This window comes from Estrella lausannensis (assembly GCF_900000175.1).
GTDB lineage: Bacteria > Chlamydiota > Chlamydiia > Chlamydiales > Criblamydiaceae > Estrella > Estrella lausannensis.
Genome location: NZ_CWGJ01000011.1, coordinates 263,397 through 289,558 on the forward strand (window position 1 = coordinate 263,397; position 26,162 = coordinate 289,558).

The 26,162-nt window shown below is 47.5% G+C and carries 19 protein-coding genes; 6 read left to right on the forward strand and 13 right to left on the reverse strand.

Annotated features, from left to right (window positions below; all coding sequences use genetic code 11):
- The first annotated feature begins 90 nt into the window (after positions 1–90).
- The gene (locus ELAC_RS04155) at positions 91–459 is read left to right on the forward strand and encodes a hypothetical protein (protein ID WP_098038015.1); all 369 of its coding nucleotides are present in this window, start codon (positions 91–93) and stop codon (positions 457–459) included.
- 27 nt (positions 460–486) lie between these two features.
- On the opposite strand, the gene ELAC_RS04160 is transcribed toward ELAC_RS04155, so the two are convergent.
- Genes ELAC_RS04160 through ELAC_RS04180 form a run of 5 tightly spaced genes read right to left on the reverse strand, consistent with a single transcriptional unit; the run spans position 487 to position 5,471 of the window.
- The gene (locus tag ELAC_RS04160; protein ID WP_158227801.1) at positions 487–1,362 is read right to left on the reverse strand and encodes an ABC transporter ATP-binding protein; all 876 of its coding nucleotides are present in this window, start codon (positions 1,360–1,362) and stop codon (positions 487–489) included.
- Between the two features lie 49 nt (positions 1,363–1,411).
- The gene (locus ELAC_RS04165; protein WP_098038017.1) at positions 1,412–2,182 is read right to left on the reverse strand and encodes an ABC transporter ATP-binding protein; all 771 of its coding nucleotides are present in this window, start codon (positions 2,180–2,182) and stop codon (positions 1,412–1,414) included.
- Positions 2,163–2,969 carry an ABC transporter permease gene (locus ELAC_RS04170; protein ID WP_098038018.1) on the reverse strand — a complete coding sequence of 269 codons (807 nt, stop codon included), beginning with the start codon at positions 2,967–2,969 and terminating at the stop codon, positions 2,163–2,165. The genes ELAC_RS04165 and ELAC_RS04170 overlap by 20 nt, the downstream gene beginning before the upstream one ends.
- Before the next feature lie 2 nt (positions 2,970–2,971).
- Positions 2,972–3,904: an ABC transporter permease gene (locus tag ELAC_RS04175; protein WP_098038019.1), complete on the reverse strand. Its 933-nt coding sequence runs from the start codon at positions 3,902–3,904 to the stop codon at positions 2,972–2,974.
- Between the two features lies 1 nt (position 3,905).
- Positions 3,906–5,471, reverse strand: coding sequence for a peptide ABC transporter substrate-binding protein (locus ELAC_RS04180; protein ID WP_098038020.1), 1,566 nt, complete (start codon positions 5,469–5,471; stop codon positions 3,906–3,908).
- Positions 5,472–5,786: 315 nt separating this feature from the next.
- Between ELAC_RS04180 and ELAC_RS04185 the strand changes: the two genes are divergently transcribed.
- From ELAC_RS04185 to ELAC_RS04200, 4 genes are all read left to right on the forward strand, one after another.
- Positions 5,787–6,404: a hypothetical protein gene (locus tag ELAC_RS04185; RefSeq protein WP_098038021.1), complete on the forward strand. Its 618-nt coding sequence runs from the start codon at positions 5,787–5,789 to the stop codon at positions 6,402–6,404.
- Between the two features lie 12 nt (positions 6,405–6,416).
- Positions 6,417–6,971, forward strand: coding sequence for a hypothetical protein (locus ELAC_RS04190; RefSeq protein ID WP_098038022.1), 555 nt, complete (start codon positions 6,417–6,419; stop codon positions 6,969–6,971).
- A gap of 389 nt (positions 6,972–7,360) precedes the next feature.
- Positions 7,361–8,617 (forward strand): MFS transporter, encoded by a 1,257-nt coding sequence (locus ELAC_RS04195; protein ID WP_098038023.1) that lies wholly within the window; start codon positions 7,361–7,363, stop codon positions 8,615–8,617.
- Between the two features lie 50 nt (positions 8,618–8,667).
- Positions 8,668–8,949, forward strand: a complete 282-nt coding sequence (locus tag ELAC_RS04200) for a P-loop NTPase family protein (RefSeq protein WP_098038024.1) — start codon at positions 8,668–8,670, stop codon at positions 8,947–8,949.
- Between the two features lie 456 nt (positions 8,950–9,405).
- Here ELAC_RS04200 and ELAC_RS04205 read toward each other — a convergent pair whose 3' ends face one another.
- The 3 genes from ELAC_RS04205 to ELAC_RS04215 all read right to left on the reverse strand — a co-directional run bounded on the left by ELAC_RS04205 (position 9,406) and on the right by ELAC_RS04215 (position 14,911).
- Positions 9,406–10,266 (reverse strand): nucleotidyl transferase AbiEii/AbiGii toxin family protein, encoded by an 861-nt coding sequence (locus tag ELAC_RS04205; protein ID WP_098038025.1) that lies wholly within the window; start codon positions 10,264–10,266, stop codon positions 9,406–9,408.
- A complete protein-coding gene (locus ELAC_RS04210) occupies positions 10,263–10,856 on the reverse strand; it encodes a type IV toxin-antitoxin system AbiEi family antitoxin domain-containing protein (protein ID WP_098038026.1) in 594 nt (197 codons plus the stop codon). Before ELAC_RS04210 ends, ELAC_RS04205 begins: the two co-directional genes overlap by 4 nt.
- Positions 10,857–10,978: 122 nt before the next feature.
- Complete coding sequence (locus ELAC_RS04215) at positions 10,979–14,911, reverse strand: hypothetical protein (protein WP_098038027.1); 3,933 nt, start codon at positions 14,909–14,911, stop codon at positions 10,979–10,981.
- A gap of 320 nt (positions 14,912–15,231) precedes the next feature.
- On the opposite strand from ELAC_RS04215, the gene nhaD reads away from it, so the two are divergent.
- A complete protein-coding gene (gene nhaD / locus ELAC_RS04220) occupies positions 15,232–16,473 on the forward strand; it encodes a sodium:proton antiporter NhaD (protein ID WP_098038028.1) in 1,242 nt (413 codons plus the stop codon).
- Positions 16,474–16,535: 62 nt separating this feature from the next.
- On the opposite strand, the gene ELAC_RS04225 is transcribed toward nhaD, so the two are convergent.
- From ELAC_RS04225 to ELAC_RS04250, 5 genes are all read right to left on the reverse strand, one after another.
- Positions 16,536–17,039 (reverse strand): hypothetical protein, encoded by a 504-nt coding sequence (locus ELAC_RS04225; RefSeq protein ID WP_098038029.1) that lies wholly within the window; start codon positions 17,037–17,039, stop codon positions 16,536–16,538.
- Positions 17,040–17,047: 8 nt separating this feature from the next.
- A complete protein-coding gene (locus tag ELAC_RS04230; protein ID WP_098038030.1) occupies positions 17,048–19,333 on the reverse strand; it encodes a hypothetical protein in 2,286 nt (761 codons plus the stop codon).
- Between the two features lie 297 nt (positions 19,334–19,630).
- The gene (locus ELAC_RS04235) at positions 19,631–21,697 is read right to left on the reverse strand and encodes a hypothetical protein (RefSeq protein WP_098038031.1); all 2,067 of its coding nucleotides are present in this window, start codon (positions 21,695–21,697) and stop codon (positions 19,631–19,633) included.
- Positions 21,698–21,776: 79 nt separating this feature from the next.
- A complete protein-coding gene (locus ELAC_RS04240) occupies positions 21,777–23,669 on the reverse strand; it encodes an ankyrin repeat domain-containing protein (RefSeq protein ID WP_098038032.1) in 1,893 nt (630 codons plus the stop codon).
- A gap of 414 nt (positions 23,670–24,083) precedes the next feature.
- Complete coding sequence (locus ELAC_RS04250) at positions 24,084–26,150, reverse strand: hypothetical protein (protein WP_098038034.1); 2,067 nt, start codon at positions 26,148–26,150, stop codon at positions 24,084–24,086.
- Positions 26,151–26,162: the final 12 nt, after the last annotated feature.

The following is a 26,162-nucleotide window of genomic DNA, read 5'->3' on the forward strand; positions in this document are numbered from 1 at the left end:
TATTTTTAATTACTTAATTAGTTGTTAATTTAATTTAACTAAAATCTTGTTGATATTAATAACTAAATTCAATTTTGTAAAGGAGAAATTATGTTTGGTCGATGGGTTGTCTTTTTTATCGCTTGTGCCGGTGCTTTTGTTGCGCAACAGAGTCTTGAGGCGAAAATCTCGCAGCACAGCCAAGCGCACATCAAGCAGCGCCACTGGTTTAAGGCGAGCAGCGGGCCTAATACTTCCCATTTCAACAAGTCGATGACGATGAAAAAACTGGATTCGATTGCCACCAAGACGATTAAACAGGGGTCTGTCAGGCCCTCAAGTCACGGGCAGGGGCGCAAGACCCATCAGTACAGATTTAACAAGCCGATTGGAACCGATACGAAAGGGCAGAAGGCCTATGCGCTGCGCGTTGTCACCGACAAGAACAACAACGTCATCACCGCGTTTCCTGTACGCTAGCTTGAGCGGTAGTCGCAAGGATATTCGTTAAAGAAAGCACCGCACGTAATGTGCGGGCTCCACCTCGCGAAGATCCGGCTCTTGCAGGGTGCAGAGAGAAATAGACGAGGCGCAACTGTTTAAAAAGGGGCAACGCCCCTCTTTGGCCGGCGGAGAGCACCGTCTCTCCAAAGGTGGAAGTCCCTCCACAGCGCCTCTTTTTTTTAAAAAGCTCGGATTCGACGCAAAAAGCAACCTGGTATAGGGATGCTTCGGATGGCTGAAGAGGAGTGGGGAGGGGCCCCATTCGACCATCTTTCCTTTCAGCAAAACTCCCATCCGCCCAGCGATCTTTTGTACGATGTTCAGATCGTGCGAGATAAACAGAATGGAGAGCAGTTCTTCCCGGCTGAGGTTTTGAACTAATAGAGCGATTTCATGCTGTGTTTTGATATCGAGAGAAGCTAAGGATTCGTCCATGATGATGAGTTTGGGACGAACGCTCAGGGCTCTAGCTATTGCGACTCGCTGCCTTTCCCCTCCGCTCAGGCTGGAGGTTAGCCGAGAACCAAACTCTTTAGGCAACAGGACTTTTTGAAGAAGGTTAGCGATGAAATCGGGATGCTGCTGATCAGTCATTTGATGGATGATAAGAGGCTCCATGATCGCTTCGGAAACGGTCATTTTGGGATTGAGTGCGCTGTAGGGGTCTTGAAATATGATCTGAATCTCTTTCTGCATTTGCTTTTTTTTCAGACGGGACATCGACTCGACGCATTCCCCCCGATAGCAGATGGTGCCTTTCGGACTGGGTTGAATGCCTACAATAGCTTTCGCAATGGTGGATTTACCGCTTCCGCTCTCGCCTATCAAGGCAACGATTTCGCCTTCGCCGATATCGAAGCTGACTTCTGACAGAGCCATTTTTTCTTTTGTATAAGCAACATTGAGATTGATAATTGAGAGCATATGTTCACGCAAAGTATAGGGTAAGTTCCTGAGCTGCTTTTGACTGGGGAGATTCGTAAATTGTTTCCCAGGTTCCTTGCTCGACAATACACCCTTGATCCATCACGATCACCCGGTGTGCTAGGGCGGCTACCTCCGCCAGATTGTGCGAGATCAGTAAGATGGCGATTCCCCGCGCTTGATTAAGCCCAGCAAGCAGATCCAATATCCGGGCTTTATGGGTGGCATCGAGCGCCGTTGTGGGTTCATCGAGCATGAGTAGGTCGGGTTTCTGAGCTAGGGCAATGGCTATTAGCGCTCTTTGGCGCATCCCGCCGCTTAGCTCATGCGGATAGGCTTGGAGCTCGTCTTGCGAGAGACCCACAGTTTTAAGAAGGTCAAGGGCGCACTCTGTAAGCTCGCTCCGGCTTTTTATCCCTGTTTGTCTAAGCGCTTCTTTGATTTGATTTCCGATGTTCATGAGTGGGTTTAAGGCGGACTGGGCTTCTTGAAAAACGATGGCGATCTCTCTTCCGCGGATCCTTCGCATTGCCTTGGGAGAAACCTTGAGAAGATCCTCTCCTTTAAAGAGAGCTTCCCCTTCATGGGTGGGCAGGGATTCTTTTTCATGTAGCGCAAGAAGGGATTTGGCAAGGGTGCTTTTTCCTGATCCGGAAGGGCCCACAATTCCCACAATTTCTCCTGCCCCGACCGAAAAATGAATATTGCTAAGGAGCGGCTCGCCGTTTCGTTTCCTCAAGGTAAAGCCTCTTACATCAAGCAGATTGGGACTCATGCGATGATGCCTCCATTTTCATTTCCGCAAGCAGGTTGAAGCTCAAGATTAATAAAGCGACAGCGACTAAGGGCGGGATGATCCGCCAGGGATAGTATTCGATGGCTGAAACGCTTTCGCTGATCATAGTGCCGAGGCTGGCCATGGGCGCCTGAACTCCCAAGCCCAAGAAGCTAAGGAAAGACTCGGTGAAAATGGCCGTCGGCACGGTCATCGTCATGGCAGCGGCAATAGTCTTAGCCGAGTTTGGAAGCAGGTGCTTCCTTAAAATCCAGCTTTTGCTTGCTCCCTGAGCTTTGGCGTATCTGACGTAGTCGTTTTCGCTGACCACTTTGAACTGGTTGAGTGAAATCCTGGCTAAGGTGATCCATCCGATGCTGGCAAGCGAGATCATCATCGAAAGAATTCCGGGACCTAGTACCAGCAAAAAAAAGAGCACGATCAAGACGTAGGGCATGGCATAAATCGCATCGGCGATGCGCATCAGAAGAGCTTCCGTTCTTTTACCGGACAGAGCAGCGAAAGCGCCTATGGTCACTCCGATGAAAAGATCGATGATGGCGGCAGCGGCACCGATCAGGAGCGAAATGCGAAGGCCGATGCATGTTCTTGTGAACACATCCCGCCCCAGATCATCGCTGCCGAAAACAAATACCGCTCCGGGAGGCTGGTTCTTCATTTCAAGGTCGATCGCATCATAGGGGTGTCCTGAGAAAAAAGGGCCTGCGAGAGACACAGCGATGAGACAAAGTAAAAGGAATAGGCCAGCCTTCTGATAGACGCGCATGGCTAAGAGACCTCCCGGCGGCGGATTCTTGGATCCAGCAGGTAGGCAAGGAGGTCGCTTGCAAAGACTGAGGCAAAAAGAATGTAGGCAAAGAAAGCTGTCAAACCCATGATGGCCGGGTAGTCCCTGCCTAGCACGCTTTTGACCAAGGCTCCACCGATTCCCGGAATGGAAAAAATTTTCTCTATGACAAAGCTGCCGACGATGATGTTCGCTGCGAGTTGTCCCAGATACCCGACCGCAGGCAGTAGGGCATTGGGTATGATGTGGCGGGAAGCGACATGGAAAGGGCTTAGTCCCTTGGCATAAGCCGTCTTGACAAAGGCAAGTGAGCGCACCTCGGAAATATTGGCGCGGATCAGACGTGTCAAGTACGCCATGGGGAAGAGCGAGAGAGCCAATGTTGGAAGGACGGCGTGCGATAAAGTTCCCCAGCGCGCCAGTGGTAGCACGCCAAGCTTTACGCTGAGCGTATACTGCAGTAGGATGGCGACACAGAAATTGGGTATAGCGACAAGCAAGGTGGTGGCCGTGATGGTTATGGAGTCAAGAGCTCTGTTTTCTACCGCCGCTGAGATGCCTCCAAAAAGGAGCCCTCCTCCTATGGCGAGGAATAGGGCAGAGAGGCCAAGGGTTAAGGAGACCGGAAAGCTGTCTTTGATAATGGCGTTGACAGACCTCTCCGGTGTCATGATGGACAGGCCAAAGTCAAAGGTTAGGACTGAGCCGAGGTAGTAGCCAAGCTGGGTCAGGTAGGGCTTATCAAGTCCATAGCGTTTGACGGAGGCTTCATAAACCTCCTTTGGCATTCCCTTTTCGTCGCTGAAAGGATCACCCGGTATGGCTTTCATTAAACTGAAAGTTGCGGTCAGCAAAAAAAGAAGGGTGATTAAATAAAAGCCAGCTCGTCCGACAAGCGCCTTCAACAAAATCACGCTATCTTTCCTTTTTATAGGCGTGACGCAGATCAAAAAATCCGATAGGGGAGAGGTGTACGTTCTGCAGCTTTGGATTACCAACCCAATTCCATGCAGCAAAATAGAGAGGAATCACAGGAGCTTCCTCGAGCAGCAACGCTTCGCTTTGCCTGAGAAGAGCAAGTCGTCTGCCTGGATCTCCTTCCTTGGCTGCTTTGTCCAGAAGGGCGATATATCTCGCATCTTCCCAACCGGTGCCGTTGGTTTTTAAGTGCTTGAATTTGAAGATATCGAGGAAATTCACCGGATCGGGGATGTCGGCAAACCAAGAGCCGATGCTGAGTTGGAAGTTACCCGTCCCCACTCTTTCGTAGTAAGACTTCGATTCTTGCGCTTCCAAACGGAGGGCAATACCGAGCTTTTGTTTCCACTCCTGCTGTAAGAACTGGGCAATTTTATGATTGCGTTCGTTGTGGATATAGATCAGGCTTAGTGTGGGTAGGCTCTCTTCTGACTTCAAAGAGCTCAGCGGTGCCGTTCTCCTTTCAGCAGATTCGTCGTCCATTTTCCCCCAAAGCGCAGGCGGAACGACCGCCAGGGCTGGTTCTTGCCCCCCTTGAGTGATATGTTCTACAATTTTATCGCGGTCTATATGGTTTAAAAGAGTCTGACGCAGTTGTTTCGATCGGAGCGTTGCATCTAAAGTGTTGACTCTGATCCAGAAAGTGCCGAGAGCTTCTTTCACTTTGAGCTTGCCCTCCTCTTTGAGGCGGGGCACGGCATCAGGAGGCAGTCTTCCAATGGGGGAACCGACCCAATCGATCTCTCCCTGCTTGAAAAGTTGAAGCGCTGTCTGGTCGTTTAAAGGCAAAACTTTAATGTGGGTCAGCTTCACTTGTGCCGCATCCCAGAAATGAGGATTTTTCTTCAGAATCAATTCGTTCTGAGGTGCAAAAGAGACAACTTCAAACGGCCCTGAAACAACAGGTTTTTGCGGGTTGGCGCTGCCGTTAAGGGTCGATTCGTGAACAGGGTAGAGGAAGTGGGTGGCGGCGAGTGTTAAAAAATAAGGTGTCGGCTCCTCAAGTTCAATCCGCAGCGTCTTCTGATCAATCGCCTTGATTGCCACTTTATCGACTGGGATTTTTCCTTCCTTGGCCTCTTTAGCCCCTTTGATCATGTAGAGTTGATTGGCATGAGGGGACAGATGGCTTGGATCCATAATAGATTTGATCGATAGCTCAAAGTCTTTTGCCTCAATCGGATCGCCATTGGACCACTTTGCGTTTCTTAGCGTGAATGTATAGGTGGTCATCGATGGGTCGACTGCCACCCTTTCTGCCAGAGCTGGTCTGGGGGTATCCTCGTTGTCGAGAAAGAACAAACCTTCATACAGCATGTGGGCGATATTGATCGAACAGGTGTCTCGCATCAGCCGCGGGTCGAAACAGTGTGGGTCGTCTTCAGCTGCGATGACTAAGCTTGTGGAATTTAATGCTGTATCGGCCCTCTCTTTATTGCCGCAAGCGCTTAAACCCAAAGAGATGGCGAAGAGAAGCAACTGTTTCATGAGACTTCGTGTCATAGCAAAAGCCTTCGTTACGGTTAGAGGATGTGAGTGTCTTGATGGCGTGTCCCGGCATGAAATCGTCCGCAAACTGAAATCACTATTTTTGGCAGTCGATGTGAGTTTGGGTAAAGGCCGGAGACGCCACGGAATATAGCGCGTTCAGGCGCAATCTTAAAGAGAAAAAGTAAGAATATGGAGGAATGCGGGGTTCTGATAAGCCCTATTTTAAAGCTTCTTCAGCATGGAGCGTCTTGGTTTTTTTTCTTTCGGGATATACCCCTATTTTGTATACAACAGGAAGATTAGGTATATAACCAACAAGGCTGTGCTATGAATAAGACTGTTCCTCTGCTTGCTATCGTTGTAGTTTGTCTGGCTGTACTGTTTTTTGTTAGAGGCTCCAATCAGGGGAAATATCAGAGCGCAGAGCCCCCTGCACAAGAGGCTCTTGCACAATGGAAGGTCCATGAAGATCCCAGCCATCAATACGAAGTCAGCTTTCCCACACCACCGCGCGCCGCTTCGAACAACGCCTTAGATCCCAAGAGTAAGCAGCTCAAAATATACAAGCTGCAAGTGTCTGAAGCGCTTGACGCAACACTCTTCATGGTGACGCAAATTCAGTTCCCCCCTGATTACAACCCCTCGCAAGATCCTACAATTTTGGAAGATACGGTAAAAGATCTGGTGGCGAACGCTCCGACAAATACCTTGAAGGATATCCAGCAAATGGCCTTCAACGGTGACGAAGCTGTGAAATTTACAATAGAGAGCGCCGACAGGATCGTCATCCACGGAGTTGCTTTTGTGCACAACAAAAGCATCTATATCCTGTCGCGAGTCTCGAAAGAAGACAGGGTGAATTTAGGAGAGTTCGATCACTTTTTAAAATCATTCAAGTTTAAAGATGCTGCGCAAGGTGTGTCAGTCCCTCAATCAAACCAATAGGAAAGGAACAGCATGAAGAAAATTCTTCTAACGACATTGATGGCACTATTTGCATTGCATGCACAAGCTGCCGAGGATCACTACACCTACCCTGGAATTACAGCACAGAAGGACGGTAAGTGGATTGGATCCGACCACATGCTTAATTTATCCAACTCGATATTGGTGGAGCTGGAAATCAGTAAACCCGACGATCTTAAAATTGACATACCTGTCGACCAGCTGAAAAGCGAGATCGAAAAGCAATTTAAAGATGCGGGTATCGATCCTGCCGGCAGAAGCGAAAGCGGCAAGCCCCCGCTGCCCTTCTTCCAAGTTCTAGTGATCATTTACAACATCCCGGAAGGATATGCTTTTTCTGTAGATGGCCGTCTTTTTGAAGAAGTGCACTTGACCCGAGCTAAGCTGAGCGAAGGCGTGTTCATGCAGGCTATCACCTGGAATTCAGACAGTATTCAAGTCGCATCGACACAGAAGATCCAGGATCAACTTCAGGAAAGCATTGCGGATGTGACGAAGAGCTTTATTGAAAGATATAAGTTTTTTAAGGAATTGAAAAATAAATAGCGATTTCTTTATTTGTTAAATGAAAATCCCCGGTAAACTTTGTTTTCTGGGGATTTTTTTATACCGAAACAACTTGAAGAATTGGTCTTTGGCTTCGTCGGGTTTACTTAAGAATTTTCGTTCTCACTCGCGCCTTGCCTCTCGGCAATGGTCGCTCGCTCTGGACAAAAATTCTTAAGGCCCTCCTGGCCAAATTTCCAATTCTTCAAGTTGATTCGGTATAGAGAGCCTGTCGTACTAAAAAGTTTGAGTCGATTTTTCGGGAATTTTTGCTTCCTTTTCTGGTAGACTCTTCCTTAAGCCCTTTACCACTTCATCTCGTGCTGCTTGAGTCGGCAAAGTAAGATCACTTTAAGGGTGGAAAGTTTTTTAATTATCATGTTTTGTTGATGACGCACCATCTTTCCGTATCGGATAGCAATCAAAGCAGGCTGGCTGTAAGGACGCGCTTTACTTATTTGGCCATACGAGCTTTAGATACCCCGCTTTGGGCAATTTACAATATGCTTCTCATCATATTGTACAAGGACATGCACGCCACCCCGTTCCAGCTTGCCGTTTTAGTGTCGCTAAAACCTCTGACATCGATTGCCTCTTTTTATTTTACCCATTTGATGACAAGGCTCAGGTTGACGCAGACGATTTTGGTAGCAAGATTCGCCGGAATCGCCCTTTTTCTCCTGTTCCCGTTTGTAGAAAGTGTTGGGTTTATCTTGGCAGCCTACGGTCTTTACATGGCGATGGCGGTAGGAACAGTTCCAGCCTGGCTGGAGCTGATGAAAAATAATTTAGGTGAGGCGGAGCAGAAGCAAACGTTTGCCTTTGGCTCATCGCTCGGATATCTCGGGGGAGCGGTTCTCCCGTTTGTGTTTGCCTTTTTTCTCGATCACTATCAGTACAGCTGGAAATGGATATTTTTTGGGGCCTCCCTCCTCTCGCTGACTTCGACCTTTCTCGTCCTCCGAATCACCACCACTAACGACAAGGTCATTCCGCTCGAGAGTAATCCGTTCCGGCACATTAGCCTCTCTTTCTTTACCGATCCCTGGAAACGCTCCTTCAGCCTTTTGAGGCAAAGGCCTGATTTTGCAGCCTTCCAGGCCTCCTTCATGATTTTAGGGTCGGGGCTGATGATTTTGCAGCCTGCGATGCCCGTGTATTTTGTCGACGAGCTCCATTTAACTTATGTCGAGCTTGCGCTGGCTCTCTCTCTCTGCAAGGGAATCAGCTACGCCGCCGCCTCGCCATTTTTCGCCCGAAAGCTCCATGACGGCGGTATTTTTCGTTTTTCAGCAGTCGTCTCTTTACTCGCCGTCTTATTCCCACTGTTTCTAATGGCGGCCAAATGGGGTATTGGCTTTATCTACGTCTCTTATATCGTCTACGGGGTCATGCAGGCAGGCTCTGAGCTGGCGTGGAATATGTCCGGTCCACTGTTTGCGGGGCAGCAAGAGAGCCGTCCCTATACCAGTTTGAATATCATCACCGTCGCCTTGCGCGGGGCTCTGGCCCCGGCGATCGGCGCTTATCTATTGGGTGTGTTTGGAAGCTTTTGGGTCCAGGCGATCGGGGCCGTTGTGTTCATGCTTGCCTCTCTTGCCTTTTCGCTTTTGGTTAAGGAAAGTCCAGCGCGTCAGTCCGTTTGATTGTGCATCATTCTTTGCCCATCAAAGCACAAATGTAGCGAGTTCATTCAATGAAAAAAATCCCACCCAAAAAAATTGCTGTCATTGGTCTTCCTGGGAGCGGAAAATCTACATTTGCCTCCAATCTAGGTAGAATTTTAGAGATTCCCGTTCACCATCTAGATAGGCATATGTTTGAGCCGGATGGAAAAAAGAAAGATAAACGGGAATTTATAGAGATTCAGCAAGCCATTCTGAGCGAAGAGGCTTGGATAGTTGAAGGGTGTTCTTTTTCGACTTTCGAAATGAGGTTTGCTAAGGCAGAGGTTCTGATCTATACCGAAACAACCTGAAGAATTGGAAATTTGGCCAGGAGGGCCTTAAGAATTTTTGTCCGGAGCGAGCGACCATTGCCGAGAGGCAAGGCGCGAGTGAGAACGAAAATTCTTAATTAAGCCCGACGCAGCCAAAGACCAATTCTTCAAGTTGTTTCGGTATATTTCCATTTTTCCCGTATCGTCTGTTTTTTGAGACTTTTCAAAAGAGTATTTAATTACACAAAAGACTTCGGTAGCTTGAGATCTGTTACTTGGGGGATTTTGAAATATACCTGGAACTTTGACAAGGATAAGAGAGCGCGGATTGATGAGCTTAGACAAAAATACCCGCACACCCAGTTTCTTATTTTCAAAAATCAAAAAGAGGCCGATTCCTATCTGAAATTTTGTGGCAAGGCCTGAATTTGCACTAATTCTTTAAAACCTACGCGATTTCTATGGTTGGGCAGATTTTGAAGAATTAAAAGACGCTTATCTAGTGAATAACCCAGTATTCAATCGTAACCAATTGTTGATTTTAGCAATAACATCAGCGATCTTTTCGGGGAGGGGTGCTAAATTTCCCGTACGTAAATTTCTCAAGTATTCATTCCAAAAAATCTGTAATCGGCTCAATTCATCCGCGTCATGAGTAATTGGCAGAGCAAGCTGTGTCTCTCGATGTTCAAATACCGTACGGATAATCTCTTCAACATGACCAAGGGATGGCTGTGAGGATATCATGGAGTAAAGGTCGTGAAAGTCTTTCATACGGCTATTGAATGATCCACGATGTATGATTGTCTCTAACTTTTCTGCAAAAATAAATTCTTTGGGATAGCAGGAGAGCGTAATATTTCCTTCGAAAAGGCTGCCTTTGGAGGATTTTGTAAGCGGAATCGAGTATTCAATAGAATCGACAATATCACCAAAACCAATATCAATTGCGACTTTAAACCTTGTCTTTCCAAAATAAGCCATCATCGATACCTCCACTCCTGGATATCCCATATGTGGATGGGTAAGTTCGCTAACTTTAATTTCTTGAAATAGAAAGCCATCTTGTAAATTAATGTTTGCGATTTTCTCAAAAACAAGTTTTAAACTGTTGAGCTCATTACTTATCTTCTTTGCAAGAAAATCTAAATCTGTCGTTTCCCTTCCGATTTCTATATATTTTGATAGGAGAATGCCGCCTTTCAAGATAAAATGTTTGCGGTACTCTGATTTAGCCAGGCGTGCGAGAAAACGCTCTAGCGTCAGAGTTTGCCAAAGTTCTGCCGGATCGCGCTTTTTTTCTTTTGCGACTGCGCGTAGCTTAGCTTTAAAAGATTTTTCCAAGTCTGATGTCATGTTGTACAGGATAAAATATAAGGGGTGATGTTGACGCGTAATGTCTTTGCGTATGCGCCTAATTTCTTGGGGTCAGGCTTGTAGTATGTACTTTGGAAATATCTTTGAATAGCTTTAATAGCAATTTCCTTGCTTAAGTAGCGAAAAGCATCAATGACACAACGCTCTCGATCAAAAATTTTTACCTTATATTCACCAAAAGAAATTTCGGTTTTTCCGAGGGAGATGTTACGCATCCTGATGATTTTTGTATTTGGCCTTTTAGGAGCATAAGATTTGTGCGGAATAGCAATCCAGATTTCTCGCATCACCTGATCTGTTAATTCATAATAGCAAAGAGCAGAAATCAAGCAGATGACTCCTTCCGGCATACTCGCTGCTATTAGTCCCAGATTTTCCCATTGAAAGTCGACTTCGGGTTCATATTCACTAAAGCGATATGTCCCTGGGTAAATTCTTTCCAAAGTACCTTTTTTGACTAAATAAGCGATCGCATGTCTTGGCACGTTCCGATCCGCAGCTTGCTGAGCTGTGAAGAAAGGGACATGCTGAAAGGGTTCTAATTGCTTTTTATATTTTGAATGTCTCATACCCTGATTCTACAAAATCTACCCAGTTAAGTCAAGTGGGTAGATTTTGTATATTTCTTCCTTTAGCCTTTCATCCACAACTTTCGAATATCCCTTGCGGCAAAGAGCTTGTTTTTTCAGGGCTACTGGAATAGCTTTCTGATCAGCTTCTTCGTTCCTTTCTCTATTTCCGCGGCCGGATTGATCATCTTTTGCTTGCCATCAGATCCGTTTTGAATCGACTCTCGTGGCTCCGACTCAGTCAAGGTATCTGACCAAGGGAGGGGATTTGTCGTGGGAGGAGGAGCATCCGGCTCCATGAGCCCGCCACTGGCCAGATCGATGAATGTACCCAGGATAAGACCTTCCGGCCCTTGCTTGGAGGCAACGAGGGAAGAAATTTTTGCCGCGGCTTTGGTTTTATCAATTTTGGGATTTGACAGAGGGCCCTTGAAAGGAATCTGCAGCATAAACTCCTTTTTAAGTCCCAGGATGCCAAGAGCGCGGGTGATCGTATCGGCCGCAACGCCAATAATCATGTCGACCCTTTCATTGGCAAGATCCACCGACCCCCAGCTTGCCAAGTGGTAGGTATCTGAGAGAAGCATATCAGCTCTTCTCAGCTTGAGCTTGCCGTCTTTCATCGAAAAATAGAGGGGAGTGAGCCATATCGACTCATAGTCTTTTTGCGGCCCTTTAAGCATGCCGATCAACGAGCTGAGCTCCGGTGAGTTGCGGAATATCATCTTCCCTGTCTCTAAACTGGCATCTTTCACTTGGATCTCGTTGACGTCGAAGGTCAACAGGGGAAAGGAAAAGCCTTCGTTGTGTATGGTGAACTTGAGCGGCGCGCTGGAGGACTCAAGCCCTTTTAGAAAAGGGGCGATATCGCTCAAGACGTGTTTTCCAAGCAGTGGCGTGGCTTTGACTGTCGCTAAGAGAGGCTCTTTGAGCATTAGACGACCTTCTCGTAGGTAGCCATTCAGTTTCATGCTGCCGTTGATCCCTTGCACCGCTCCGAAAACAGGTCCTTCCTGTTTCTTGATTTGAAGCCTGATGTCAGCTTCGATCTGGTCGCCGAGTAGCGCCTCCAATTTTGTCGGCACGGCAGGGTAGGGGCAAAAGAGTTCGCAGAGGGAGGCTGTCTTAAAGGATTTTGCCATCAGGGACGCATCTAAGGTAAGGCCCTCTTTGTTAAATGCTCCGCCTTCAGTGAGAGCTTCCGTGATAAAGCCCTTTAAAAGAAGGGAACCGGTGGACTCTTCGGCTTCGGCCGGGGTGGCTCTCAGAGTGAATTTCAGCGTCCTGCTCACATCTTCGGTCTCCAATTCGGCTGAAATCTTCTTTAAATGAACTGCTTGTTTACGCTTTAGATCACTGAAGCTGAGGCGTTCGATATCAAGATTTGCTTTGAACGCGGCTCTGGCAAGCAGATTCCATGGGGGAGTCGATGGCTCGAACCCGGGGAGAGCGACCGATGAAAGGGTCATTGTCATCGAGGGAGTGTCTGCCAGTCTGATGTTGGTTTTCTCATCATTTTTGAAGAACGTTGACATCAGCTCCAGCCGGCGCTGGGTTAATCCCATCTGGATTTTGAGGGCTGTTTTATCCTTGACCGGGGCCAGCTGAGTGTCTGTCTGGATAAAAAGTTGCCCTGAAAGATCGTCGGCCTGGAGTGTTGCTGTGATATCGAGGATATCTTGATAGACGGTCTCGACATCAAGAGAGAAGACCGGCCCTAAAAGTCCAGGAAGATCCCCGGGAGCTGCAATTGAGAGAATCTCTGTCGGAAAGTCAAGCAGCTGCAGTCGCGTTTTGACTGAGACTCCGTCCCTGTTTCCTGCAAGCGCTCCTGCCCAGTTTTTCACGGCAATTTTAGCAGCGACAGAGCCCTCTTTATTCAATTTGGGGATGTAGGATTTCATCGACGGTGTTAAACGGATTTTGCTCTCCTTTCCCAAGAGCTCAAGGGGGATGTTGATCTCCTTGAGGATAATCTCATTGCCTCTCGAGAAAAAGTTCATCTGATCCGCGCGGATGCTGCCGGAGAGATCACTCGTGGCCAGCTCTTTTAAATCGATTGCCTCAGCGACTGGAGTTAAAGTCGCCGTGAAAGTGGCTTTCTTCTTCAGGTTAAAGCTGCCATTTTTAGAAAACTCGAAAGAGGAGAGTGCTTCAGGCGTCACGCCGATTGTTAAGGTTGCCGGTGTGATAAGTTTGATTTTGCCATCGGCAAAAGAGAAAAGGGAGTGCAGGTCAAGATTATCAGACGCAGCGTGTAGGTTCACTTCGCTCAGTGAAATCGGCTGTTTTTTGGAGAGAATGACTTTTCCCTTAGCGGAAGCTTTGATGGGTTCGTTTATCAGGGCTCTATAGGGAGCTTGCAAATTAGCTTTCAGGGTCGTCTCGATATCGAAGGCTATTTGAGAGCGACTCTTTCCCTCGAGCGATAGGGAGGCGTCCGCTACCGTAATGCTCTCTTGATTTGCTGTGATGGTGAGAGGCCCCCGAAAGTCGCCCCGGAATTTAAAAGTCGTTTCCGCAAGAGCGTCCAGAGCCTGCCCTGTTTGTAAGGCCTTCCTGGGAAGGCGCACATTCTCAAGCACACCCTCTGCTTGGAGGTCGCCACCGGTCATGGTGACAGCCTGAGGAAAAAAAGCAGTAACGGCTTCTTTGGAAATATGGCTTTTAATCTTGGCTGGTTTCTGCAAGGAGATCTCATCACCGATAGCGAATGTCAACTGAGTGGCTTCGAGGGTGTTTGAGTGAATGGAAAGAGAAAGTTCTCCGATGGACTCGTTATAGGTTAAAGAAGCTTCGACATCGGCCTTGTCCCCTCTAAACAAGGACTCCTTCGAGTTGATGAGAAGACTTGCAATATCAAGAGGAATGCCGTCTCCCTTCAGGCTAAATTGCAGGTTCTCAAATCCCGCGATCCCTTTTTTGTTGGCAAGGGGAGTGGCGATAGCTTCGGCGGCAATTTTTGTTTCCCCGAAACCGGTGCTTAACTGAGTGAGTGCTTCTGCCCTGATTTTTCCTTCGGCAAGGTGGATCTTCTGCGCAAAATTTCTAAGTTGAATAGGTTGGGGGGAATTTTTGACGTAGAGATCCGTGGGCTTAATTTCTAAGAGCAGGTCGATAAGCGCTAAGTTTACTACCTCTGGAAGCCCCTTTTTCAACGGAAGACGCATTTGCTGAAGGGTTGTCTTAATCTCTGCGGAGCTGCCCAGTGTTAGCAGGGGTTCTGTTCCTCCTTGACGAAACGCTTCGAGTACCAGTGCCGGCGTCGCTTTGATTGTAAGGATGCCGCTTCCCTCCAGAGTTTGTCCCGATGGGTCGACGGCAAAGTCCATCGTACCCTGGACATTTTGGGAGCTGATCGTCAGCTGGACGGGTTTACTCAAGTCTTTTGCACTTTGATTTAATGCGATATCTACCTGCTTGCCAAAGAGCAGCTCAGCGCTTTTACTCTCGGTGCCGCTTGAGAGGGATAGGAACCAGTCGATCAGGGCTGAGGGAAGGTTGACAATATCGAAATGGATATCTTCCGGCTTGGCGAGAGGCGAGTCGATTGGAATGCGGCCGCTTAAGGAAAACTCCTCTGCTTTATTGCCGTCGGTCAGATGCGCTGAACCGTTGATGGAGTAGTGATCGCCTTGTCCTTTCGTTTCGATAGTTAACTTTCCGCCTGTGATATTCAGAGGGGATTTAGCACCGTTCGCGTCTGTTTTGTCGATAATGCTGGCTTTGATGTTTTCAATTTGAAGCGAGCTATTGATACCGCCTTTAAACAGGAGCGAAAAAAGGGAGTCGCTGAGTTGCAGGGCATCAATGTTCACTGACACCGCGTCGTCTTTACTTGTGTAGCTGATTCCCTGAACATTCTGGCCGCTGAACCATCCCAGGTCGAGTTGGTGAATTGAAAACTCACCTGGAATATCCTTGTTGAGCCATGACAGCGCGAGTTTTTTACCCGGTTCCGTCTTAAGGAGAGAGGGCGTCATGAGAAGTAAGGCCAGAGAGCCTGTCAGCACGCCTGCCAGTGTAAATAGGGTCAGCTTCAATCCTTTTCTCATAAACCTACCTCAAAAAGATGACTTCCAAACACCTCTGTTCCGGCATGCGCCAGAGGCTCTACAAAGGTGTCAGCGAAACAGAATCGGGCAATTTTAATCCGATCGGATTTTGAAAATGCCCTTTAAGTTTCCTATTATCACAGTCTTAAGTGAATAAGGGAAGTGATATTTTACATGACAATCAAATATTTAAATTGGTTTTTTAAAGGACTTGTCAGTCTTTAAAGTGAAAAAGGTAATTTTTTTTAGCTTTTAAATAAGTTTGAGACTAGACTTGTTGTTTTATATTCTTTATGACCAAGAAGATGGAGAAAAATTAGATGATTGGGGCTTCTGTCTTATTTATCCTAGGATATTTCGGTATTGTTTTTGAACACCGCTTTTTTGATAAGGCTGCGACCGCGATCCTAACCGGCGTGCTTTGCTGGGCGCTCTTTTTTATTATCGGGGATGGCGACCATGCGCAGAAGGCGCACGAGCTATACCACCATTTGGCCGATATCAGCCAGGTCGTATTTTTTATCATAGGCGCCATGCTGATTGTTGAAGTCATTGACAGTCATAAAGGCTTTCAGTCAGTCGAAAAATTTTTGAACTTCCGCTCGAAAACGGTCGTTTTCTGGATCATTCTTTTCGCGGGCTTTCTTCTTTCATCGATTTTGGACAACCTCACAACCATCATAGTGATGATATCCATACTTAAAAGGGTGATCCCGGAGAGGGATTCAAGGATTTTTCTCTCTGCGGCACTGGTTTCGATTGTCAACGCCGGCGGGGCCTGGACTCCGATCGGGGATATCACAACGACGATGCTCTGGATCGCCGACCGCATATCCACTTTTGCCATCATGAAATCGCTGTTTGTGCCTTGCGTCCTTACAACTGTCGTGATTGGATTATGCATTAAAAGAAAAGTGAATCTGGAGTTTTCAGTACCGAAAGGGGAGGAGCAGCGGAAGACTCCCTACAGCTTTACGATCCTAGTTCTTGGTGTATTAGCTCTTGTGTTGGTTCCTGTTTTGAAGGCGCTGATCGGCTTGCCACCTTTCATGGGAATACTGCTCGGCGTGGGCGTTCTTTGGGCCTTTACCGATGTCGTACACCGCAATGACAGCGAAATGCAGCATCTGCGCATCCAGCATATCCTTTCCAAAATTGACTTCTCGGTGGCCATGTTTTTCCTGGGAATATTACTTGCGGTCGATGCCCTGGAAGCCTTCGGGGTGTTGAGTACTCTTGCCACCTGGGTCAGGACAAGTTTCCCTTCGGAAAACATCTTCGCCTTTATGCTCGGCATGCTTTCGGCGGTGGTGGATAACGTTCCTTTAGTGGCAGCGACCATCCGGATGTTTGGGCTTGATATTTACCCGCAAGACCACCCGACTTGGAATATGCTGGCTTATTGCGTGGGTGTTGGCGGAAGCATTCTGGTCATCGGCTCGGCACCAGGTATCGCATTGATGTCTTTGGAGAAAGTTACGTTTAGCTGGTATGTGAAAAATATTAGTCTGATCGCTTTAATATCCTATATAGTGGGCGCTCTAGCCGCGGCTATATTCTAAAATGTCGACTGGAAAGCATCTCAACATCTTCTGTGATGAGATGCTTTCAAATCTTTCCGCATTTAAGTCTCTGAGAGGGAGTTCTCGATTACATTGAGAAGATCCTCTCCTGCCGCAACCCTCTCGATCGGTTCGCTTCCCGCATCCATCCATAGAATGAGCGACCTTAGCAGGGGAATGAACATCTCCTTTGTCGCCCCTTCTGCAGGTGTCAGAAACGAATATTTAACGAAGACTTTGCGGAGGGCCTCATCAAACACAAACACGGGACTCGGGAGTCCCCGATTGAAGAAGTTAACGGCCTGAATGGTCGCTTGCTCAGTACCCGCGATCAGGCTAAAGGGTAAGATTGAAATCAGCTGCACGCCAGCAGCACTTTTAAGATGGCCTATGCCTTCGAACTCCTCTATTTTGATAAGCATCTCTCTTTTTCTTCCCTGTAAATCCACAGGGAGTGAAAGCATGATGCACGAGGAGTCGTCTCCGTCTTCTTGCGAGCGCAACTTGCTGATGAAGCCGTTTTTTTTCAGTAGTTTATCTATCACGGTAATCTGGTGAGTTTTCATGATGCCCCTCAGCTTTTAAATGCGGCTAAAAGAGCCGACGCAGGATTATCTCGAAAATCTAAGACGTCGACCCCGACTCCGGCAAGAAACTCTTCCAAAAAGGGCTCTTCACCGTCTTTTGAAAGAGCTTCTTGGATGAGCGATAATCTCTCTTCCACTTCATTCACCCGCAACCCAAGCTTTTGGGCAAGTGCGGTTTTAGGAATGAGGGCTATGAGGTGTTGCAGTCGATCATTAGTGGAGGTATGTTTTTCATAGGTTACTTCACTTCTGTCGCCCTCAAGCCAGGCTTTATCAAGGCGCTCTCGCAACTCTTCCAACTCTTTTTTTTCTTTGATCAAACTATCGTATGAAGGTTCTTTTGCCGATTTCATCTCCAGTTCAAAATTTTCAATCTTAGTGTTGACCTCATCGATTGCTTGTTGCGTCTGTATCATGCTGTGATAGGTCTCTTCGCTTCGGTCTCCATCCATCCAGGCTCTCTCCAATTGGGTCAATCTGCCGGAGAGGTCGCTTTTTTCTCCGAGGAGGGATGCATGGGCTAAACTTACCTTTCCTTGGTTCCAAATAGGTTGCGCGATCTTATCGGCAATCTCTCCGAGTTTACCGCCGATTAAACTACCCAGCAATTTCCCCTCCGGTATTGAGGGTAGATGTTTCGCTACAAGCCCAAGCCCCCAGCCTACAGTGAGCAATGCGTATTCATTTTGTTGGAGCTCTGCAGCGTTACTTTCCTGCTCGGAGGTCTTAACACCATACATACAAGCTGCTGTCGCTATAGCGCAAACGGAGAAGAGACCCGCTGCGGCTGCACCGATGAGAAAGTATCCTTTCCGTGATAGCTGCTGCTCTTCTTGCTCTAGCGAATTAAGCTGCGAGGTAAGCTGCTGCCTTTTTAAATCGATAAGAACTTGGATGGCGCTATTTCCAGGGTAGTGGTGCTTCAGGTCGACTAACTCTTTTATAGCTTCGTGCAAACTATTCCGTACTTGGCCGAGGTGCTGTGCTTTGATGGCGCCTTCTTTGTAGCCTAGCCAGTTTTGCCATGCTGTCGCAGCTTCGCCGATCAGCGTCAGCGATTTCATCGTGACGAGATAATCATCGGCCGCTTTCGCATATTTGATCGCACCGGTTGCCAGGCCGATTCCCTTTTCGACAACTGATGTTTTTTGAGATCTCTGCATGTTGACAACCAAGTGGGTAAAAGCGGCTGCATTTTCGTCCACCGCCTTAATTTTTTTCTCGATCTCAAATGCGTTGGCAGGGTTATTCCTAAGCTCTTCTTGAAGGACTCTCTTTTCTTTGACAAAGCTTTCCAATTCCTTTTCAAGTTTAGGGTTTTGGCTGAGAGCTATAGCGAGTGCTTTGACAAAACCTCCCGTCTTTCCCACGAGATTGATCCTTTTCAGTAGGTCCTTCTGTGATTTAATCTCTTCCTTTTGCTCTTTAGTGGGATTCTCGTAGTGCTCCTCGCGCACTTTGATATTAGCCTCTAAAAGTTCACTGCCTTTTTTTATTCCCTCTACTCCGGAACCGATATAATTAATAACGTCTGACTTGGGTTTAGACGGCCCAGAGCTGATGCGAGCGTCACTTTGGCTAATTTTTGAGAAACCCAGCTTGGAAGCGTCTTCCCTAATCAGGCTTTTCAAACAACTTATGACCAAAGTTTGTGGAGAGTTGACGCTGATATATGCCATAACCTGGCGCAAGGGGACACCCGTTCCAATAAGAGCTCTAACAGCTGCCGCGTTATCGTGATCGATAGCCGATTGGATCAGCTTATGCGATATCGGGCTGTCCGGAGTAAACTCGGTGACAAAGAGAATCTCGCGCAAGAGCTCCTCGTCTGAGTGCGCCATGACAAATGCCATGCCTTCATCGGTTGTTAGGTATTTTTTTAATTTTTCACTCAGGTCGTTTAGATTTTCTGAGTTCCTGATGAAGTCTAACCTCGCAGGTATTTGCCCACCACCAGAGCGCACGCTGGAAAAAAAATCTTCCATCTCCTGTTTAAACTGCTGGGTGTTTGATGACAGAATCCTATTGTAGGCGGCTTGGACTTTAGCCTTGGCGCCTGGCGAGCTTTTGGATTCGGAGATCTGCTTGATGTGTGAAATGGAAGTGAGGAGTGAGTGGTTGTGCAGAGTACAAAGATCCAGATTGCCCTCAATCCTGGAGGCACACTCGCTCACCAGTTGATCAAGCGAGTCGTTTCTACCCTCCATGCGTGAGATATCTTTCTCGAAATGTTGGATGGCTTGAATAAATGAGACTTCCCTGCCTACATTCATAAAAAACCTTTTGTGGTTTTTTATAATTATAAACGGTTGTTATATTGTAAATCTATTTGACAGTTTGTTTTTATATTAAATTAATAATGAAATATCATCGAAGAAAGGGGTGCCCACCCTTTTTCTTCACTTTAAGTGACTCACAATACAGGCTTTGCCGAAGCGGGGGGAGGAGAATGAGGGGTACATAGGTAATTAGCACCCAGCTCTGTCTGTTCATTTCAGACTGGGTGCTAATGCACTTTTGGAAAATTAGCAGCTGTACTTCGAGCTGATGGTGAGTTGCCGTTGGGCTAGCTACCGAACCGGGGAAACAGAATTGTCCGGCATGACCGCATTCGTGATGGCCTTCAGCAGATAAGTTTGGGGCAGGCAGGGTTCTCCTTGTTGTTTTACTCCGATCTGCTTAACAATCTTGCGGCGTGTGCTGCGTGTGCACTGAAACGGATAGCTTTTTTCCACCTCGGTAATCGATCCAATGATCAGTTGCCTGATGTCTTTGATCGCCCTTGGCATCGGTCTTTCAAATAGACCATTGTTCCGGCGATATTGCTTGTAGGCCAAAATAGCCGTTCGTTCCTTGGCTGCAACATTTCGCCGTTCATCCAGATTTGCCCACTTGTCAATGAGGGTGGACAACCCTTGGAAGTGCGGTATGTCAGGGTGTTCTGTAAGTAGAATCTCGCAGGCGATTTGCGAGCGCAAGTCACTATTTTGCCTTATCCTGGCGAACGTATCGTTTTCCGGCTGATCCCAGGCATTGCAGAGGGCATCATAGATTCTCGCACGCGTCTCTTCCAGAGACTGGCGTAAATATCTGGCGATCTGCGCCGGCGGAACGGTACCTTGCGCGGCATGCATAGCGCCAAATTCCTGCGAATCGGGAAGCGGATCTTTAGCCCCAAGAATCAAAAAAAGTTTGGCAAACCCATGTTGCTTATTATTCAGGGCGGCTGTTATCGGAGAGTTCAATTCGTGACCACACTCTAAGTTTAGATGCGGTTTGATTGAAAGCATGCTTAGCGCGATGGGCCACTGGTGGTTGTTGGCAGCGTACCAAAAAGGTGTAAACACCAGGGAACCGGTGCTCTGACAGCTAGCATCTACATCGGCATCAGGCTGCAATTTAAGGGCTTTGGCGACAAGCTCCCACTGCCGCATTTCGGCCGCCAGTAAAAGCGGAGTCCGTCCCTTGTCAGGGCCTTGAAGAACTGCCGCACTCACCGAAGCATGAGGGTACAGATCCAAGACGGTAGAAAAGAGATCCCATTTCCGGGACTTGGCAAGGAAATATAGAACAGCGCAGCCCTCTTGCTCACCGCCTGTTTGTGCGGCGTTGATGTTAAGTCCTGGATAATTTTTGAGAATCATTTCCAACACGTCCCACTGCTTGTCGGCAGCGGCAATGATTGGCAGCGTTAGCCCATGCCATTGACTGCACTCGAGCACTGTGTCCATTTGGCACTCAGAGCAGCGGTTTAGCAACGACTTGACAATATCCCATTGCCGACCCAAAGCAGCAAGATGGATGACGGTTGCTTTCGCGGGCGCATGTAAAAACTCCTGGTCGGGACGGGCGTTGATATCGACATGCGGATAGGCAGTCAAAATATCATTCACGAGATCCCAACGCCTGAAATATGCCAGCAGATAGAGCGCATTTGCTCCGGCTGCACGCCCTTTGCAGAGGACTGCATTGACATCGATAGGTTTTTTATTCTTTACAATGAAACGCGTAAGATCCCATTTGGCAGCGAGAATGGAAATCAGAAAAACAGAAGCTCCTTCGTATGGCCCTCTTGCAAGAGAGTTTCCAAAGTTAATGTCGATTTTACTATCGATCATTCTCTGCAGAATCTCCCACTTCGATTCTTTTGCCAGGTAGAGGGGAATGGAAGCTCCTTGAAACTCTCCATCTTGCAGCACATCACTTAAGCGATTGGTCGAGGCGAGTTCAAGCATCACATTGAGATAGGCGAAAAATCGCTCAAAACCTTCTCCTTGAGACGAATTTGATCTTGCAGAAGATGCGATTTTAATTTTGGATTCAATAAATTCTAAAATTTCCTCTTGCAAACTCAGATGCTTTACGGCTCCTGTAGTAAACAGTGTGGCAAAGGCAGGACTTCCCTCCGAGACGCTGTCGATTTGCATAGCAACTCGCGCGTTCTTATCAGATAAACTTGTCTCGACCGAATCAGGGGAGATTCGAGCATCCGCATTCATTTCGATTTTGCGCTTTTTGGCTGTAGATTCAGTGCGTTCTTCAAGCGTATCGCGGTTTCTTTTGACGGGGGCGGTGGTTTCACCCTCTTGATGAGCGCTTTGTTGATTTGCGTATAGATGATTTTGAGTAGGTTGCATATGATTACACTAGCGAGTGAAATGCGTTTTGTAAGGAGAAGAGGCGATTGCATCTAATTTACAATCGCCCATGCTGTGCTTATCGAGTGGGGGGGCCGGGATTGTCCGGTATGACCGCGCTCTTGATGGCTTTCTCCACAAACGATTTTGTGAGACGGGGATTACCTTTTTGCTCCACCCCGATCCGCTCAACAATCTCGCGGCGCACCTCGTTTGTGCACTCAAATGGATAGTTCTTTCCCACTTCGGCAATCGATTCAAGGATCAGTCGTCTTATGTCTCTGATCACTTTTGGCGCTGGGCTTTCAAGTGTGCCATTGTTATAGCGATATTGTCTGAGGGCCAAAATAGCGACTCTTTCTTTAGCCTCCACGTTTCTTTGATCATCGAGATTCACCCACTTCTCGACGATTTTTTCCAACCCGTGGAAGAATGGGATCTCAGGGTGCTCTGCGATTAGAATCTCGCAGGCGATTTGACTGCGCAGTTTTCTATCACTCCTTATCCAGGCAAAAGAATGGTTTTCCGGGCGGTTCCAGGTGTTATAAAGGGTGTCATAGATTTTGACGCGCGTCAGCTCTAAAGCGCTCCGCCAAGTTTGGGCGACGTACTGAATCGGAAGAGGGGTTTGCACACCATTTAGCGTGCCGTTTATCAGGTCGTCCTGCGGTGGATCTTTGGCTCCAAGAAGTAAGAAAAGTTTGGCAAAGCCGGTCTGTTTATTTACAAGAGCCGAGGTTAACGGTGAGAACGAATCAGGACCGCATTCAATGTTTAGATAAGGATTAATTGAGAGCATTGTCAGGGCGATGGGCCACTGCCTATTGTTAACGGCATGCCAAAAAGGAGTAGCTCCTCCCAAAGGGCATCTCTCATAAGTAGTATCCAAATCGGCATCGGGCTGCAATTCGATTGCTTTTGCGACAATATGCCATTGCTGGGCTTCTGCCGCCATCAGAAGGGGTGTCATTCCTCTTTGATCACCGTGGTGAGGTGACGCATTCACTGAGGCATGCGGGTAAAGATTCAAGACAGTGGAAAAGAGGTCCCAGCGTTTATGGAGACCAAGGATAGATAAAATAGTGTAGCCAGCATGATCGCCAGTTGTGATCGCAGCGTTGATGTTGAGTACTGGATGCCTCTTGAGAATTGTTTCAAGAACGTCCCATTGCCCATGGCTCGCGGCAAGTAGTGGCAGTGTTATTCCCTTCTCATGAATTGTATCGATTGGCTTGTTCACTTGACAATCAAGCCTGTTGCAGAGCAACCAATGGACAATATCCCATTGTGAGCATAGGGCGGCAAGATGGATGACCTTAGCTCCGAGAGGCGTATCTGGCAGCGGTTGATATGAGCTGGAGTTGATATCGACATGCGGATAGGCAGCCAATGTCTCCCTCACAAGGTCCCATTGATGGGTAATCGCCATCAGGTACAGAGCGTTAGCTCCGGCAAAGGGACCTTCGCTGATAACTGCGTTGATATCGATCGGCTTTTTGGTGTTTAGAATGAAGCGCGCAAGATTCGATTGCTGTGCAAAAATGGAAAGCAGAAAAATCGAGTTTTCGTGTTGCTGTCCGATAACAGGCGAGCTGTTAAAGTCGATATCGATATTATTGACGATCATCTTCTCAAGAAGGTCCCATTTTCTATTGAATGCCAACAACCAAGGAATGGAAGTTCCCTGAAACTCTCCATCTGCCAGCACATCATTTAGGCGATTGAGCGAGGCAAGCTGATGCATTAAATAGAGAAAAGCAAGTGCTTTATCGTTGATGCCCATATCAGATTGATTTGCTTTTCCAGAGGATTCGAATCGAATTGCAGATTCGATGAAATTTAGAATTTCCTCTTGCAATCCCAATCCTCTTGCAGCTCCTGCAGGGACTGCTGTGGCGAAGGGTGGATTTCCATACTTGAAGCTTTCGATCTGCATGGCAACTTGCACATTGGCATCAGACATATCTTTCATGACCGAGCCAGCGCAAATCCGAGAAGGCTCGTCTGTTTCGATCTTATGTTTCTTGGCAGCACTTTCAGTGCGTTCAGCAAGGCTCTCGCGGATTCTCTTGCCAGAAGCAGAGGTTTCAATAGGCTGAAGAGTAGCTTGTTGATTGATAAATAGACGATTTTGAGTAGGTTGCATAAGATCACAAAAGTTGGTTTTAGATGATTATGAGTTATTGATTGTGCTGTGAAAGTCGACAGCGTGTTACTTGCTAATAGCATCGCTCCGGCGATAACCCCGATGAGCCAAAGTGGCGACACATCTCTTTGCCTGCCAATTTCTTGTATTCTCGAAGTCGGTAAAGAGATCCTTATGCCTTTCCAATCCCTTCTTTGGATTGAGGCGATTGTACGCAATTTACAATCGCCTGCGGTAAAATTATCTAGCTGGGGAAACGGGATTTTCCGGCATGACAGCGCTCTTGATGGCTTTCTCCACAAATGATTTTGTGAGACGGGGATCACCTTTTTGCCCCCCCCCGATCTGCTTGATAATCTTGCGGCGCGTCTCGTGTGTACACTCAAATGGATAGCTTTTTTCCACCTCGGCAATCAATTCAACGATCAGTTGCCTAACCTCCCTGACCACTTTCGGCGTCGGGCTTTCAAATATGCCGTTATTCCAGCGATATTGCCTGAAGGCCAAAATAGCGACTCTTTCTTTTGCGGCCTTGTTTCTTTGATCATCTAGATTCACCCACTTTTCGACGATTCTTTGCAATCCTGGGAAGAATGGGATCTCAGGGTGCTCTGCGATTAGAATCTCGCAGGCGATTTGACTGCGCAGTTCTTTATTGCTCCTTACCCAGGCAAACGAATCATTTTCCGGGCGGTTCCAGCTGTTATAAAGGGTTTCATAGATTTTGACGCGCGTCTGCTCTAAAGCGTTCCGCGAAGTTTGGGCGATGAACTCAATGGGAAGAGGGGTTAGCAAACCATTTGTTGGGCTCTTTATCATTATACCCTCCAGTGGATCTTTAGCTCCGAGAAGCAAAAGAAGTTTGGTAAAGCCGTGCTGATTTTTCATAAGGGCGGAAGTTAACGGCGAGGTTGCCTCAGAACCGCACTCGACGTTTAGAAAAGGATTGATCGAGAGCATTGTCAGAGCAATGGGCCATTGCCTATGGTTAACAGCATGCCAAAAAGGAGTAGCTCCTCTGCAAAGGGATCTCTCGTAACTAGTATCGACATTGGCATTGGGCTGCAATTGGATTGCTTTTGCGACAATAGGCCATTGCTGCATTTCAGCCGCCATCAGAAGAGGGGTTAAGCCTTTCAGAGGACCTTGGTGAGCTGTCGCACTTACTGAAGCATAGGGATAAAGATCCAAGACGGTGGAAAAGAGGTCCCAGCGCTTAGCCAAACCAAGGAAAAATAGAACTGTGTAGCCTGCTTGATTGCCATCTGTGATCGCGGCGTTAATGTCTAGCCCTGGGTGCATCTTGAGGATCGTTTCAAAAACGTCCCATTGCGCCTCTCGGGCGGCAATCATTGGCAGCGTTATTCCGGGACAAGCTTTTGTATGGATCCGATTGTTCACCTGGCAATCCTGTCTGCTGACGAGCAACGACTTGACAATATCCCATTGCGCATTTACGGCAGCAATATGGATGAGATTAGCCCCGACAGGCCCAGGTGCCTCTATATTATGGATGCGGGCGTTGATATCGACACGCGGGTAGGCGGCCAGTGTCTCCTTCACGAGATCCCATTGACCTTTCACCGCCATCAGGTAAAGCGCATTAGCTCCGGCGAAGGGGCCGCCAGAGATAACTGCGTTGATGTCGATCGTTTTTTTGCTGCTTAGAATATGGCGCACAAGATTCTGTTGTTTTTTAACAATAGCAGCTATGAAAACAGAAATTCCTTGATGTTTTCCGCTTGTTGGCGAGCTGTTAAAATCGATATCGATATTACTATCGACCATTTTCGTGAGGAGCTCCCATTTCCCATGATGTGCCAGAAACCAGGGAATGGAAGTTCCTTCAAATTCTCCGCCTGCCAGCACATCATTTAGACGATTGGCCGAGGCGAGCTCATGCATTAAATGGAGAAAAGTAAGGGTTCTCTCCGCACTTTCCAGCGCGGATTGATTTGCGCTTTTAGAGGATACAGTTTTAATTACCGATTCGATGAAATTTAGGATTTCCTCTTGCAACTTTAACTGCCCAGCAACTTCTGTAGAGAATGCTGGGGCGAACACAGGATTTCCATGCTTGACGCTCTCGATCTGCATGGCAACTTGTGCATTTGCATCAGATATATCTTTCATGACCGAATCAGCGGGAATCTGGGAAGCCTCGCCTGTTTCGATCTTATGTTTCTTGGCAGCACTTTCAGTGCGTTCAGCAAGGCTCTCGCGGACTCTCTTGCTCGGGGCAGAGGTTTCGCTTTGATAAAGAGCAGCTTGCTGATTGATAAATAGACGGTCTTGAGTAGGTTGCATATGATTACAATA

Bases quoted from the DNA above. Each gene is read 5' to 3' on its own strand.
- ELAC_RS04165 (WP_098038017.1), bottom strand. From the start codon at position 2,182: ATGAGTCCCAATCTGCTTGATGTAAGAGGCTTTACCTTGAGGAAACGA.
- ELAC_RS04210 (WP_098038026.1), bottom strand. From the start codon at position 10,856: ATGAGACATTCAAAATATAAAAAGCAATTAGAACCCTTTCAGCATGTC.
- ELAC_RS04160 (WP_158227801.1), bottom strand. From the start codon at position 1,362: ATGGCTCTGTCAGAAGTCAGCTTCGATATCGGCGAAGGCGAAATCGTT.
- ELAC_RS04180 (WP_098038020.1), bottom strand. From the start codon at position 5,471: ATGACACGAAGTCTCATGAAACAGTTGCTTCTCTTCGCCATCTCTTTG.
- ELAC_RS04230 (WP_098038030.1), bottom strand. From the start codon at position 19,333: ATGAATGTAGGCAGGGAAGTCTCATTTATTCAAGCCATCCAACATTTC.
- ELAC_RS04190 (WP_098038022.1), top strand. From the start codon at position 6,417: ATGAAGAAAATTCTTCTAACGACATTGATGGCACTATTTGCATTGCAT.
- nhaD (WP_098038028.1), top strand. From the start codon at position 15,232: ATGATTGGGGCTTCTGTCTTATTTATCCTAGGATATTTCGGTATTGTT.
- ELAC_RS04195 (WP_098038023.1), top strand. From the start codon at position 7,361: ATGACGCACCATCTTTCCGTATCGGATAGCAATCAAAGCAGGCTGGCT.
- ELAC_RS04235 (WP_098038031.1), bottom strand. From the start codon at position 21,697: ATGCAACCTACTCAAAATCATCTATACGCAAATCAACAAAGCGCTCAT.
- ELAC_RS04240 (WP_098038032.1), bottom strand. From the start codon at position 23,669: ATGAAAGATATGTCTGATGCCAATGTGCAAGTTGCCATGCAGATCGAA.
- ELAC_RS04185 (WP_098038021.1), top strand. From the start codon at position 5,787: ATGAATAAGACTGTTCCTCTGCTTGCTATCGTTGTAGTTTGTCTGGCT.
- ELAC_RS04215 (WP_098038027.1), bottom strand. From the start codon at position 14,911: ATGAGAAAAGGATTGAAGCTGACCCTATTTACACTGGCAGGCGTGCTG.
- ELAC_RS04155 (WP_098038015.1), top strand. From the start codon at position 91: ATGTTTGGTCGATGGGTTGTCTTTTTTATCGCTTGTGCCGGTGCTTTT.
- ELAC_RS04200 (WP_098038024.1), top strand. From the start codon at position 8,668: ATGAAAAAAATCCCACCCAAAAAAATTGCTGTCATTGGTCTTCCTGGG.
- ELAC_RS04170 (WP_098038018.1), bottom strand. From the start codon at position 2,969: ATGCGCGTCTATCAGAAGGCTGGCCTATTCCTTTTACTTTGTCTCATC.
- ELAC_RS04205 (WP_098038025.1), bottom strand. From the start codon at position 10,266: ATGACATCAGACTTGGAAAAATCTTTTAAAGCTAAGCTACGCGCAGTC.
- ELAC_RS04225 (WP_098038029.1), bottom strand. From the start codon at position 17,039: ATGAAAACTCACCAGATTACCGTGATAGATAAACTACTGAAAAAAAAC.
- ELAC_RS04250 (WP_098038034.1), bottom strand. From the start codon at position 26,150: ATGCAACCTACTCAAGACCGTCTATTTATCAATCAGCAAGCTGCTCTT.